Source organism: Limnothrix sp. FACHB-881, from assembly GCF_014698135.1.
Taxonomy (GTDB): domain Bacteria; phylum Cyanobacteriota; class Cyanobacteriia; order CACIAM-69d; family CACIAM-69d; genus CACIAM-69d.
Genome location: NZ_JACJSN010000002.1, coordinates 211549 through 225049 on the forward strand (window position 1 = coordinate 211549; position 13501 = coordinate 225049).

Genomic DNA, 13501 nt, shown 5'->3' on the forward strand with positions numbered 1-13501 from the left:
GGGTCGATCGCCCTGCTCACAAATCTATGCTGATTGAATTAACCGCCGCTCAGTTGCTGGAAATGGTCGTGGATGGCTTCATCGCCGCCGGAGCCGGAAAACTGACCGAAGCAGCCCTGCCCAAGCTGCAAACCCTGTGGCGCAAAATCCGCGATCGCCTGGCCCGCCGCCCGGAGTTGCCCGCCCTACCGGAAACACCAACGGGGGCGATCGATGTTCAAGCGGTGGCAATTCTCGATGCGGAATTGGTGAACGATCCGCCCTTTGCTGAAGAAGTGCGGGCGATCGCCCAGGAATTGCGCCCTTTGGTGCAGCAAGCCCAATCCCAAGCCCAACAACAAGCCGATCATGCTGGTGTAAATGTGATTGCCAGCGACCAAAGCACGGTTAAAGCCATTGGCAGCATTCAAGCTGATGGGGATGTCAATATCAATTTCTAGTAATTTTTATTCCTAGATATAGCGGTTTTGTCTCTCAATCTTCCACAATTTCGGTAGGGGTAGGTTTCAAACCTTCCCCTAAGACAACGGTGACTGCTCTATGGAATTGATCTGGACAAAACACGCAACAGAACGACAACAGGAATGGGAGAAACGGAAGGGTATTACTCGCCAAGATGTGGAAACAGTTGCCGAATCACCAGAGCAAATTGTGCCCGATGATTCACCCGTGGAAATTGCTCAATCACACTATGCTGATGGGCTGCTACGTGTGCCCTTTGTCGATGATGATCAGCAGCGACGGCTGATCACGGTCTATTGGACAAGTCAAGTCAAACGCTATTGGCAGGAAAACACCGATGCAGATTCGTTATGACCCCGAAGCCGATGTTTTGCTATTGATTTTGCAAGACTCTCCCCCGATCGATTCGATCGCAGAACCCGGTGGAATTATTGTTAGCTATGGGGAAGGTGGAGAACCCGTCTCGATCGAGTTGTTGAATGCATCTAAAAAGCAATGGATGCAGCCAGGATTGGCCAGCATTCCTGTGTTATTGAAGGCATAACCATTGGTGCAACATGACTGAGCCAACCGGCGAGCGCTCTTTCACAATCAACACGGATGGTCGTAGCACCGTCCAAGCAGTCCAAACCATCACAGCGGGTGGCGATGTCATCGTTAATTTCGCAGCCCAGCAATCATTTGACCAGTCGGATTTGCGGCCGGGGCGATCGCCCGGTGAAATTGAGCGGACGGCGGAGTTGGCGCGGCTCGATGGGTGGCGGAAGGAGCAGGGCGATCGCTGGGCGGTGATTGTGGGGCCCGGTGGAGCGGGCAAAAGCACCCTCGCGTCCCAATGGTTCGATCGCTCCGAGTCAGCGGAACCCTGGGCGGGGCGACTCTGGACGGATTTGGGGCGGGGTCAGGGGTTTGCGGAGGTGGCGCGGCGGGCGATCGTCCACTTTGGCGTGGCTAGTCAGGAGCGGGCGGAACGGCTTGATGAAGCAGCCCTGGTGACAGATCTTGTTAAGGCGTTAGGCGAGCAGCCCCTGCTGTGGGTGCTAGATAACCTGGAAACAGTGCTGGAGTTGGGAAAGTTACCGGCGGACTATCAGGCTTTTTGGCAACAATGGTGGCAACAAAGTAGCGGAGCTGGCTGGGTTCTGCTCACCAGTCGCGATTTACCGGCGGGGATGGCGGAGCGGCGGCTTGACCTGGCGGAGGGCTTTGATCCAGTTCAGGGAGCTAGTTTCCTGCGGGCACGGAGGATTCGGGGCGCTGAGGCGGATTTGCAGGCTTTTTCGGAACGGGTGCATGGCTATCCTTTGATTTTGGGGTTGGCGGCGGGTTTTCTGAAGATGGAGCAGGGGGACGATCCACACATTTCTAAGTTACCGGCGGATTTTTTCACGATCACTGCCCCTCATCGAGACGATCCACAAGCGACGCTGGAAACGGTTTTGCAGTGGAGTTTTGAGCGGTTGTCGCCGGAGTTGCGGGACTGGTTGGGGCGGCTCTGTGCGCTGCGGGTGGCGTTTGCGTTGGAAACGGAGGATCACCCAAACCTGTTGCCGGAGTTGGCGGGGCGATCATTCCTGATTCAAGACTGTTTGCCGCTGACTGATCCCGATGCGCCGCGCCAATTTGTCTATCGTTGGCAACCGATCGTCCAGCAATTTGTGCAGCGCCAACAACCGGACTTGATTGAGGCCCATCGATTCGCTTTAAACTACTTTCTCCTACAGGCTGTAGAAATTGATGACTGTCAAACAAACAACGACATTTGTAACTATATTGAATCAAATTTCCATATTTATTCTATTTCTAAAATTCAAGAGAAGCCGGAGTTAAAAATCTCTGCATTGCTAAATATGTCAATCGCATATTCACGTCTTATGCAATACAAGGTAGCAATTAAGTTATGTCAAAAATCATTATTGATAGCTCGAAGGATTGGAAGCAATCATCAAAAAATCAGATGCCTCACTAATTTGGGCATCAACCATGGATCATTGGGAAATCATGCAAAAGCGATTTTGATGCATCAAAAAGCATTAGAAATATCCCAGAACATTCAAGATAAAGATCAAGAGTTTTTATGTAGAATGAATTTGGGAATTTGCTTTTGCAACTTGGGCGAGTATCAGAAGTCTTTTGCCTTTCACTATGAACTTTGGAGAAATTCGCGAAAAAACAATAATCTTAAGCAAAAAGCCCAAATTTTAGGAAATTTAGCAATTCTAGCTCTTCACACTGAAAAGTATAAGGTTTCGATCAGACTCTACTCTCGTGCCATAAGAATTTTTCGTAAAATAAATGATTTAAATAGTGAACTAATATCTCTTAAGAATATGGGAATTGCGTATGAAAAGATCCAAGAATATGAACATGCAGTTGATTCGTATCAATGTGCGTTGAAAATTGTTTCTTCGATAGGCCATCCCAAGGAAAAAGCAAATCTTCTTCGATATCTAGGCAGTTCTTATCACTCTCTACACCAATATCAGCGAGCAATCAACTTTTATAATCAGTCCCTAGATGTTAACTACACAATTAAAGACCAGCTAGGAGAAGCTGCTTCGCTTGATAAGCGTGGATTGGCACTAAAACAAATGGGGTGTCTAGCAGAAGCCCAAATAGACTTTGCAATGGCTCGGGATTTATTTCGCCAGCTCGGTCAACATCACTACGCCGAAATAGCCGAGCAAAATTACCAGCGAGTCACACAGGCTCTGCAAACATCACCATCCATCCCCACCCTAAAACCCCGTTCCCCATGGTGGGTGCGTCTGTGGCGGGCCTGGCGGCGCTGGCTCCGTCGCCTCTTCGATTCTGATCGCCCGTAGATGATGTTGTAGCCCAACCAATCTCAGCAAAGGAATTGTTAGACATGGGCTAACAGCTACAATCGCCCTAGAAGAGGCAAAATCATGCAAATTAAAGACTTAACGATCGAAGAATTCACGGACTTATTTAAAAGCTTGCTGCGGGAAACCATCCAAGAAGTCCTCGCAGAAATGCTCACGGACTCCGAAGCCGATTTACCGCTCAAGCCCGGCCTGGCTGAAGCACTCTTGCAACAGCGCGATCGGCGGCAATCGGGTCAAACAACACCCCTCAGCGCCGAACAAGTCATGGCCCGTTTAGGACTCGACCAACCATGAGTTATTCGGTTGAATACGACCCACAAGCCGTCATCGACCTTGAACAGTTGCCCAAAACAATTCAGAAACGAGTAATCAGCAAAATTCAATGGCTAGCTGATAACTTTGCCCAAATTCAGCCCCTGCCCCTCTCCGCAAACCTAGCAGGTTTTTATAAACTCCGAGTGGGCGATTATCGGATTATTTATGAAGTCGATCGCGTCATTCGAGTGATCACAATCGATCGCATTGGCCACCGCCGCGACATCTACGAATCCTGAGCGCTTTTCCACTCATACAAGGGTGCGTGAGGCAACGCTCCCTTGATTCCCGATAATTCCTTCATGCCCTACGCACCGCTGCAATATCGCGGCCCAACGACTTCGTGGGAATGGTCGTCAATGGCGGGGCGGCTGCGGTGCGTGGGAGACGAGCCAACCAAACCGTTCCCCCAAAAGCGTTCTCCCAAATACCCTACGGTTTGTCGATTGACCGCCACCTATCCCGAGGCAACGACAATCCCCGATCGGTTGGGTCGCGCTCAATCGTCGGTTATCGCTCGTTTGAGCGATCGGCGAGGGGCGATCGGGCACGGGTCATCACGCCCGTGGCTTGGCTGTTCATGCGCATGGCGCGGGCGGCGGCTTGAGACAGGGTGTTCACCTCGTGCAAAAGCCGTTCCGGGTCAAACTTTTCCCCCAGCACCACATCCACGGTCAGGTTGGGATGATCAACCAAAATCGGTGAGGCCTCGGCGCGATCGCCCAACAGCAGCACTTGTACTCGGGGCGCTTGGCGGCGTAATCCGGCCACCACTTCCCAACCATCCATGCCCGGAAGCCGCAAACTGACAATCACCACCTGGGGTTGCAACACGTCTAGCTGGGAGAGGGCGATCGCCCCGTCTGGAGTCCAGACCACTTGGTAGCCGGCCGCCATCAGCAGCTCACAAACGGCGATCGCCCGCTCCTCTTGGGCATCGATCAGAATTACCGAGCCTGACGGTCGCCAATCCACCGGTTCTTCTTCGTTGAGAGCGGTGGGTTGCTCGGCGGCGGGGGCTTGGGAGGGAATTCCCACCGTGAAAGTCGATCCCCGATCGGGCAAAGAATCCACCTCAATCCAGCCCTTGTGCAGATCCACTAACTGCTTGGTCAGGGCCAAGCCCAAACCCAAGCCGTCGTAGACCCGCCCGTAGGACGGATCGAACTGGTGAAACATCTCAAAAAGTTGCGGGATCCAATCTTCAGGGATGCCGATGCCCGTGTCTTCCACCTGCAACATCAACAGGTCTTGTTCGCGCCAAACTCGGACGATCGCCTGGCCACCTTCGGGCGTGAACTTGATCGCATTGCCCAATAAATTGCTAAGAATTTGCCGCACGCGATGACAATCGGCCGAAAAGCGATCGTCTTTGGTCAAAATTTGCACTTCCAACAACAGTTCAATGCCGCGCTCAATGGCGTGGGGCCGCTCGCCATTCACCACCGAGTACACCAGTTGGGTAATTGAAAAATCGCTGACGTTCAAGACGGTGCGCCCGGCTTCCACCTGCGACATTTCCAGCAAGTCTTCAATTAACTTCAGCAAATGCTCGCCGCTGTCGTGGATGGTTTGCAAATAGTCGCGCTGTTTTTGGTTCAGTTGCCCGAAAGACCAGCGCAACAGGGTAGCCGACAGGCCAATCACGCAGGTTAAGGGGGTGCGCAGCTCGTGGCTGATGGTGGCTAAAAATTCACTCTTGGCCCGGGCCGCCGATTTGGCGGCCAGCAGGGCTTCCTGCAAAACCCTGGTTTGGGTGCTGATTTGCTGACCGAGGGTTTGTTGCTGCTGCTGCAAGGTGGCATCCAGGTGAGCCGTCCGCACGGCCACGGCCAAGCCCTGGGCAATCTGTTGGGCCAGGCTCACTTCTTCGGGAGTCCAAAGCCGGGCCCGATCGCACTGATGGAGCACCAAAAATCCCCATAACCCCACCGATCCGCGCATGGGAGCCAAAATTGGCACGGCCAGTTGGGCCCGCGCCGCCCGATCGCGCCCCCCATCGTTGACGATCCAAGTTTCCTGTTCCTGTGATCGCCATTGGGGTTCAAAGTCATCCACAAAGCAGCGATCGGCCCCCTCATAGAGCACCGAACCCACCTGGTCGTCCAAACGCGCTTCATAGGTCACGCAATCGCGAGTCATTTGCCAGTTCGGATCATCCCAAGGGGAGGGCAGCCCCGCCGCCTGATCCGCCTGTCGCCAGAGCCGAATGGACTGTAACCGCGCCTGAAATTGGTAGATCAACGCTCGATCGACCCGCAAGCCTTGGCAGAGGGTTTGCAAGGCGCGGTCAATCACCACGGGCAATTCCTGTTCCTGAACAATCCCCACCAGCAAATCAATCAGGTGGCGATCGCCCTCCAATTGGGTTGGGGAGGGCCGAGGGGCCGGGGCCTGGGTCAACAAAGGAGTCGCCAGGGTCTGCGTCCAAGTGGCCAGCCACCGCACCAACACCGCCGATTGCAGTGATGCATTGGCCTTATGCCAGCCCTGGGGCACTTTCAACAGTCCCCGTTCTTTCATTAGCGCCTGAATGGCCCGCCGATCGTCCGTCAGCCGCAGGTGATAGATCCCCGGATGGAGCGTGGTTTGATCTAAACCCTGGCGTAGGGTTTGGTGAGTGGTGGCCGCTGGATCCTCGATCGGCCCGCGGCCATTGGCCTTGTGACCTCGGCCCCGCCCCCGTCGCATCGATGATTCCGGCGCTTCCGTTGCCATCCCGGTTGGGGTCTCGTCCTCGCTCGATCGCTCCATGGTCAACAACCAAGCCAGCCCCGGCCCCGTCACCAAGGCAAAAGCGGGCTGCTGTCGCTTCCCGATCGTCGCGTCCCCCTCTGTGGCGATCGCCCCGGATTCCGGCAAATTCCCTAATTCCTGGAGACAATCCAACGTTGACTGCCAGAGCAGCGATCGCACCTGTTGACAGCCCTCCGCCGTCAAGGTCCATTGCAGTGATTGCGCAAACGAGCCACTCATGATCGGTACGCTGGCAGACAGCGTTCTAGGGGATGGCAGAAACTCCCAAATTCGACGTAGATTTGCGTAAATTCAGGCAGCCTGTAACGGATAAACGGTTCAACCTCAATCACCAAATTCAGCCACACTATTCAGATTGTCATGACACATTTGACCGTTGTTTGAGGCGTTGACGACTGGGATCATCCCGGCAGTGAAAGCTTAATGGCAGCCAACTAATCCAGAACTTGATTCCGGCAGATGCGGGGTCAAAGTGAAACAGTGCGCTAACTCGTCCTGACTAGAGGTTTTCTCAATGGGGCCAGGGAATGAGAATTATTTTGAAATCACTCACCCAACCCAAAGCCGCCGAAAAATGCCTTCTTTCCTGGTAGCCAACACTAAATAGGGCCAAGGGCATTGACAAAAACATCAAAAGAGAATCGCCAAAAAGATGAGAAATGCCCTGTGGTCGCCTCTTTGGGCAATAGCAACGATCACTAAGCCCAATGGCTGATGGAGCCATCTCGCATCAATGTTCTCTACTTGAGTAATTCTAAGATAGTCAATTTACGAGAAAATTAATCTAAAAAGTTTCTGGATTCTAATTCTGTAATTAAATCTGGCTCTTCCAAATTCAATCCGGATCACTTAAGGAATGAAAAATTCTGAAATCATGACAAAAATCTTGTTCAAGAAATGGGTAGTCAGTGTGACTTTCTTGAGGTTTTTCAACTAAATCTCAAGATTGTTCTCAAGATCCATAAAATTATTCATGTAGTTTTTAATAGAAGAAATGTTCAAAACTTTTTGAAATGAAATAAAACATTACAATTGATCATTGCAATCAATAACTGCGATCAATTATTCAAGAAAATCTAACTTGGAGGCTCAATTAATCCTAGGTTAACGACATGATAATTGCAGATTTATTTCGTAGCAATGGTGCATCAGGATCGTTAGATGACGCATTAATGGTGTATTAATTGCACATCAATTTCAGATTAATTTCAGATCAACTACGCAGCCCCAACAGGGTGGCAACGTGGTAATGGCGAAGGGATTGTGGAGAAATTGTGGAGAAATACGTAATTAATGCGTAATTAATGCGTGATTTAGGATGGCGTTAAGGTCTTTTTGAGTTGGGTTCTTTCATGGAACCAGTGGATTTGTTGTGGCTGGGAGGATTGGCGTTGGGGACAGTGGGCCTCTGTGCCAGTCAAGGCTTGGGGCTGACGTGGGCTTGGGGCCGGGCGATCGGGCGGGCCCTGTTGCAACTCACGGCGGTGGGCAGCTTGTTGGCCTTGGTTTGGGCGGCTCCGTCTCCGGGCAGTCTGGCGATCGCCCTGGGGGGATTGTGGGGGCTGGCGGTGGTTTCCGCCCACCAACAGATGGGGCAACGATGGCCCCAACTCTTGCCCTGGCTGCTGGGCGGGCTGTTGGGGGCCGGACTGTTGGCCAGTGTGCCGGTGGTGCTGTTGGTGCTGCGGCCGGGGCAGTGGTTTGAGCCTCGGGTTTGGGTTCCCGTGGGGGCTGTGGTGTTGGGGGCGGCGGCCAATGGGGCGGCGATCGCAGGGGAACAGGTGATGATGGCGGCCCGATCGCACCGCAACGATATTGAACAGCGATTGAGTTTGGGGGCCACGGCCCAACAGGCGATCGCCCCCCATCGCCGTGCTGCCCTGCGATCGGCCCTTGTGCCAACGTTAAACGGTTTCACCAGCGCGGGACTATTCACTTTGCCAGGCTTGGTGAGTGGGGCCCTGCTGGCAGGCATGGATCCGCTGATGGCTGTGTCGGTGCAGCTCTTGGTGATGGTGGCGGCGGCGCTGGCTGTCTCCGTTGGTGCGCTGGTGGTGTCCTGGGGGGCTGGTCGTTTGTGCTTTGACCCGATCGCCCAGCGATTGCGCTAGAGCGATCGTGCTAGGCCGATTACGCTCGGCCGGATTGAGCCACCTTGTACCAACTTGCCCCCGGTGGCGGACTACATAGGGACAGAGTTCCCGTGGCGTAATTAACCTTTGGATGCTTCTTCCTCGGTGCCAGAAACTACCGGAGCCGAAGCCAAATGGGGCGATCGATCGTGACTATGACTCAAGCCCCGCTGAAGCTGGTTAAATCGCAACTTCATCGCCAACTCCTCCTGGGGTTTGGTTTCGCGAATCTGCTTCAGGGGCAACAAAATAATAAATTCACTACCTTGATCCGGCTCAGAGATGCAGCGAAGTTGTCCACCATGCTGCGTAATAATTTGATGGCTAATAAATAACCCTAGTCCAGCGCCTTGCCCAACGGGTTTGGTTGTGAAAAAGGGGTCGAATAATCGCGATTGAACTTGTTTGTCAATGCCTAAGCCATTGTCAGCAATGGAAATCAAAACCCAGCGGTTTAAATCCACTTTGGTGCGAATTGTGATGGTGGGTTGCAATGGAGCCTTAGCCGCCTCAAATCCTGAACCATTAGCATCAAAGGTTTGCAATTTGGATCTCAGTTGCTCTGCAAAGGAAGCCCCTCGATTCCGACGATTATTGTTGGTGTTGTTGGCATTATTGCTAGTACTAGCATTTCCAGAATTTAGGTTGTCGATACCCGCATTTTCCAGCTTCGGTTGGCTCGTTGGTTGACCGAAATTTCGGGGGGCCTTTGCGGGTAGGTCAGCGGAGGTTTTCAAGACCGGTGAACGATAGCTTTCTCCATCAATGGGTTCTGAATTGCTAAGGTCAATTTCGGTTCCTGGCTCCGCCCCCAAAATGACGGGAGCGGTGGTTGGGGTGCTCGGGGCTGAGTCTGCCGGTTTGCCGTGAATGCGTTGATAGTGTTTTTTCATGGTCTCGTCGAGGGAGTCGATCGAGTTCATGAGTAAATGCATAAAAACTTGATTGAGCTGGCGTGCATAACACTCAACGAGGGGTAATTCGCCATAGACTCGCTCGATCGCAATCGCTGGTCGGAATGAGCGTTCTTCTAAGGCGTGGTCTAAGAGTTCGATCGTGCTGTCAATGCCCGCATGGAGATCCACCGATTTCAAATCCGATTCATCTAATCGCGAAAAATTGCGCAGGGCATTCACAATCCGATAGATCCGATCGGCTCCACGATCGATGGACTGAATGACCCGATCGCTATCTTCTAAGATGAAAGCCAAATCCACTTCTCGGCTACGATCTAAAATTTCATCGTAGGCAACGGGATAATATTTTTGATACAGCCGTATTAGGTCGCAAAGATCCTGTTGATATTTTTTAAGGTGTCGCAGATTACCCTGAATAAAGCTCACGGGATTATTCACTTCATGGGCAATGCCCGCCACCATTTTGCCCAAGCTTTCCATCTTGGCGCTGTGGATCAACTGAGCCTGAGAAGCCCGCAAATCTTGAAGAATTAACTCCAGTTCCATGATGCGAGCGCGATAGGTTTCCCGATCGAGATTTTGAGTGGCCGATTCAATTAGGGCGGCCTCCGCTCGATCGCGCTCATCCAAGTTCTGCAAAGCCTGTTGCAGGGCCTGCCAAGCCAGGCTAATGAATCCCAAACTGAGCAGCACCAAAATGCCGCCAATGCTCAAGAGTCCATACAAACTATGTTGGTGTAGGGTGCGCGTAATGGTGACCCGGGCGATCGCACTGGGTTTGCCATACACATCCACTAAGTAGCGATAACCCACCAAATTGCGCGATGAATCAGTTACTTCGGTGCGCTGGTTTCGTCTGGCTTGACCCGTAAAATCAAAGGCTCCATAGAGGGGCAAATTGTTGGAATGACGGCTGACCTTAATTTCCAAAGCTCCCGGAACCAATTGGCTTAAATCTTGAAGCAGGCGAGCATCCAGCCGCTGACCCATCACAAACCAACCATCCACTTGATCTGGTTTTTGAGGATTGGGAATGCTGCAAATGGCAATGCTTAATAAATCATTGTCAATGGCTACCACACCCGCCAGCCGCTTTTGGTCTGGGTTTGATTGAAATCCTTTCGGCAAGGATTGCAAAAAATACGTCAGGGTTGTGGAGGGTTCATGATAGCGATCGTTGGCGGTGCTGCCGGACTGATTTGAAACTTGGCGCTCTCGGGCATAGCGAATTTTGCCATCGCGACCCACCACGCCCATGATGGTTAAATCAAAACTTTGATAATTGGTTGGACTAAAATTATTGCGAATAAAGTCTTCATTGGGCTGCCTTAGAAACTGATGGGTTGCATCCCAATAGCCATAGTCACAGGCCGATGGCAAAAGCTGGGCCGATCGCCGGTAAAGTAACCGAGTAAAGCGGTTGGTATGTTCTTCGATGGTTCTTTGTTCGAGGCTGGTGATGGTGTTCAGCAGGACACTCGCCACGCCCGTGTAAAGCAACCCTGATACCAACAAAATGGTCACCACGAGCTGCCGAAAGCCGCGTCGCACCTGCTCACCTTCAGACGAAGCTGATTTCAGCACAGAACTGCCTCAAGATCCTTTTCCATCTTTCCTTCAGAGTTATCACAAATAGAGGGGTCGCAACTTCAATTATTGTTAAATTTTTTCCTCTGGGATCCAATTTAGATAACTTTCTTTCGGGTTAACTCGTTTTTGAATTAATGGTAAATATCTTGGGGAGCAAACTGCCAGGGAGATTGCCCAGCCGATGGGTGGGCATGGGAGCGGCCGCGACTCAGACCCGACGGGCGGCCAGGGCGGAAAATTAGTCCCGATTCCGGTTGGCCCCATGTGGTCTCAGGGGGGCGCAAGTTCAGGGAAAATCCGTAGGATCGCTGGAATCTGGGGCACTAAAGATGAGCAAAGGTTCATGATTGAACCCTTGCTTTTGCGATCGGGAATTCTATTTCTTAGCCCTAAAATCCTGCTTCGAGAATGGCACTTTGGCGCAACACCTCCGTGGCATAGGGTTGCCAAAGATGTGACTTTTTAGACCTCCAAAGGTAGGGGCAGTGGTTGCAAAGTCTGAATACCATGAAGAATCAGGCCATATTCGATCGCTTCCACAACGGCTTGATAGGAAGCTTCCAAAATGTTGCCGGAGACTCCCACGGTTGTCCAACGCTGGTGGCCGTCGCTGGATTCCACCAGGACTCTGGTTTTGGCGGATGTGCCCGCGCCGCCATCCAAAATTCGCACCTTGTAATCGGTGAGGTGGAACTGAGCCACCACTGGATAAAACTGCACCAGCGCTCGCCGCAGGGCCGCATCCATGGCCGCCACGGGGCCGTTACCTTCCGCCACTTCCAGCAGGGTGCGATCGCCCACAGTGACCTTGACGGTGGCCAAGGATTCCCGATCGCTCGGTTCACCAAAGTCGTAGTGAACGCGGCAATCTTTCAGGACAAAAAAGCTCGATCGCTGACCGAGGGCCGTTCGCATCAGCAGGTCAAAACTGGCTTCGGCGGCCTCGAACTGATAGCCCTGATTTTCCAGGGTTTTGAGGGTTTGTAAAATCTGCCGACAGGCGGGGTCTTGTTTGTCGAGATCTAAGCCAAAGGAGCGGGCTTTGGCCAACACATTGCTCAAACCCGATTGATCAGAAATGACGATTCGGCGTTGGTTTCCCACCCGATCGGGCGAGATATGTTCATAGGTGTGGGGATTGCGCTCCACGGCGCTGACATGGATCCCGCCCTTGTGGGCAAAGGCAGACAGACCCACATAGGGCGCGCGATCGTCCGGAGCCAAGTTCGCCACTTCACTGACAAAGCGACTGGTGGCCGTCAACTCCGCCAACTGGGCGGCGGGAATGCAGTTCAGCCCCAGTTTCAACTGCAAATTAGGAATCAGGGTGCAGAGGTTGGCATTGCCACAGCGCTCGCCATAGCCATTGATCGTGCCTTGCACCATCCTTGCGCCCCCTTGGACAGCGGCGATCGCGTTGGCCACCGCCGTCCCGGAATCGTTGTGGGTGTGGATTCCCAATTGGGCCGCGGGCAGCCATTCCCGCACCTCAGCCACAATCCGAGCCACCTCGTGGGGGAGCGTGCCGCCATTGGTGTCGCAGAGGGCCAACCAAGCGGCCCCGGCCTCGTGGGCTGCCTTGAGGGTGGCGATCGCGTAGTCGGGATTCGCCAAATAGCCGTCAAACCAATGTTCCGCGTCGTAGATCACCTGTCGCCCTTGGCTGATTAGGAAGGCGATCGAGTCGCGGATCATGGCGATGTTTTCATCGAGGGTGGTTTTGAGGCCCTCGGTCACATGCAAGTCCCAAGATTTTCCAAAAATGGCTACCCAACGTGTCCCAGCGGCCAAAATCGGCTTCAGGAGCGGATCTTCCTCGGCGCTCATGCCCGGTCGGCGGGTTGAGCAAAAGGCCACCACCTCGGAAAATTCCAGCGGCTCTTCCTGAAGTTGCCAAAAAAACTGCACATCCTTGGGATTGGCCCCGGGCCAACCCCCTTCAATGAAAGGAATTCGCAGGCGATCGAGCTTGCGGGCAATCCGTAGCTTGTCCTCAATGGAAAATGAGAGACCTTCCGACTGGGCCCCATCCCGCAACGTGGTGTCATAGAGCCACAGTTGAGGACTTGCCTGGTGAGAACTGGGCTGGGCGGGGCCGTTGCTGGGTGCAGCATCCGGCGCGGGGGCGGAGAAAACCATGGTTGCAGTGCCTAAACCGATCGCCTATCAAGGGCCTAGTAAATGGCCGATTAACTGAATCGCCTATTGCCGATCGCTCAGGGCCCATGAACTTACTGGGCAGCCATGCGAAGAGGCGCGAAATAGTGCCAATGATGCTATTATCGCGCCTTTTCTGGGGCATTGCGAGTGAAGTTTTTCAGGGGTTTTAATCCCGGATTGAATCCAGCTTGAATAGGGATGTCTGAAGAGCTAAAACCGCTATCTTGGGGGCCTCATTGATCGATGCCTGTGGGGCTTACTGATCAATATCTGCGGGACTTATTGATCGATGCCTGTGGGGCTTGTTGACCAATGCCTG

At 52.9% G+C, this 13501-nt stretch carries 10 protein-coding genes; 7 read left to right on the forward strand and 3 right to left on the reverse strand.

The window, feature by feature from the left end:
* Positions 1 to 26: 26 nt before the first annotated feature.
* The 6 genes from H6G52_RS03370 to H6G52_RS03395 all read left to right on the forward strand — a co-directional run bounded on the left by H6G52_RS03370 (position 27) and on the right by H6G52_RS03395 (position 3865).
* Positions 27 to 440, forward strand: coding sequence for a hypothetical protein (locus tag H6G52_RS03370; protein ID WP_190526428.1), 414 nt, complete (start codon positions 27 to 29; stop codon positions 438 to 440).
* A 100-nt stretch (positions 441 to 540) separates the two neighbouring features.
* Positions 541 to 816, forward strand: a complete 276-nt coding sequence (locus H6G52_RS03375) for a DUF4258 domain-containing protein (protein WP_190526430.1) — start codon at positions 541 to 543, stop codon at positions 814 to 816.
* Positions 800 to 1006 (forward strand): DUF2283 domain-containing protein, encoded by a 207-nt coding sequence (locus tag H6G52_RS03380; protein WP_190526432.1) that lies wholly within the window; start codon positions 800 to 802, stop codon positions 1004 to 1006. Before H6G52_RS03375 ends, H6G52_RS03380 begins: the two co-directional genes overlap by 17 nt.
* Positions 1007 to 1019: 13 nt before the next feature.
* The gene (locus tag H6G52_RS03385) at positions 1020 to 3287 is read left to right on the forward strand and encodes a tetratricopeptide repeat protein (RefSeq protein WP_242026162.1); all 2268 of its coding nucleotides are present in this window, start codon (positions 1020 to 1022) and stop codon (positions 3285 to 3287) included.
* Between the two features lie 84 nt (positions 3288 to 3371).
* Positions 3372 to 3605 carry a hypothetical protein gene (locus tag H6G52_RS03390; RefSeq protein ID WP_190526436.1) on the forward strand — a complete coding sequence of 78 codons (234 nt, stop codon included), beginning with the start codon at positions 3372 to 3374 and terminating at the stop codon, positions 3603 to 3605.
* Entirely contained in the window at positions 3602 to 3865 is a 264-nt protein-coding gene (locus tag H6G52_RS03395; protein ID WP_190526438.1) for a type II toxin-antitoxin system RelE/ParE family toxin, read from the forward strand. Before H6G52_RS03390 ends, H6G52_RS03395 begins: the two co-directional genes overlap by 4 nt.
* A gap of 271 nt (positions 3866 to 4136) precedes the next feature.
* Here H6G52_RS03395 and H6G52_RS03400 read toward each other — a convergent pair whose 3' ends face one another.
* Positions 4137 to 6602 (reverse strand): ATP-binding protein, encoded by a 2466-nt coding sequence (locus tag H6G52_RS03400; protein ID WP_190526440.1) that lies wholly within the window; start codon positions 6600 to 6602, stop codon positions 4137 to 4139.
* Positions 6603 to 7735: 1133 nt separating this feature from the next.
* Between H6G52_RS03400 and H6G52_RS03405 the strand changes: the two genes are divergently transcribed.
* The gene (locus tag H6G52_RS03405) at positions 7736 to 8494 is read left to right on the forward strand and encodes an ABC transporter permease (protein ID WP_190526442.1); all 759 of its coding nucleotides are present in this window, start codon (positions 7736 to 7738) and stop codon (positions 8492 to 8494) included.
* Positions 8495 to 8595: 101 nt separating this feature from the next.
* On the opposite strand, the gene H6G52_RS03410 is transcribed toward H6G52_RS03405, so the two are convergent.
* Both H6G52_RS03410 and cimA read right to left on the reverse strand, forming a co-directional pair.
* Positions 8596 to 11016 (reverse strand): CHASE4 domain-containing protein, encoded by a 2421-nt coding sequence (locus H6G52_RS03410; RefSeq protein WP_190526444.1) that lies wholly within the window; start codon positions 11014 to 11016, stop codon positions 8596 to 8598.
* A 468-nt stretch (positions 11017 to 11484) separates the two neighbouring features.
* Positions 11485 to 13161, reverse strand: a complete 1677-nt coding sequence (gene cimA / locus H6G52_RS03415) for a citramalate synthase (RefSeq protein ID WP_190526446.1) — start codon at positions 13159 to 13161, stop codon at positions 11485 to 11487.
* Positions 13162 to 13501 lie beyond the last annotated feature (340 nt).

Bases quoted from the DNA above. Each gene is read 5' to 3' on its own strand.
- H6G52_RS03370 (WP_190526428.1), top strand. From the start codon at position 27: ATGCTGATTGAATTAACCGCCGCTCAGTTGCTGGAAATGGTCGTGGAT.
- H6G52_RS03375 (WP_190526430.1), top strand. From the start codon at position 541: ATGGAATTGATCTGGACAAAACACGCAACAGAACGACAACAGGAATGG.
- H6G52_RS03380 (WP_190526432.1), top strand. From the start codon at position 800: ATGCAGATTCGTTATGACCCCGAAGCCGATGTTTTGCTATTGATTTTG.
- H6G52_RS03385 (WP_242026162.1), top strand. From the start codon at position 1,020: ATGACTGAGCCAACCGGCGAGCGCTCTTTCACAATCAACACGGATGGT.
- H6G52_RS03390 (WP_190526436.1), top strand. From the start codon at position 3,372: ATGCAAATTAAAGACTTAACGATCGAAGAATTCACGGACTTATTTAAA.
- H6G52_RS03395 (WP_190526438.1), top strand. From the start codon at position 3,602: ATGAGTTATTCGGTTGAATACGACCCACAAGCCGTCATCGACCTTGAA.
- H6G52_RS03400 (WP_190526440.1), bottom strand. From the start codon at position 6,602: ATGAGTGGCTCGTTTGCGCAATCACTGCAATGGACCTTGACGGCGGAG.
- H6G52_RS03405 (WP_190526442.1), top strand. From the start codon at position 7,736: ATGGAACCAGTGGATTTGTTGTGGCTGGGAGGATTGGCGTTGGGGACA.
- cimA (WP_190526446.1), bottom strand. From the start codon at position 13,161: ATGGTTTTCTCCGCCCCCGCGCCGGATGCTGCACCCAGCAACGGCCCC.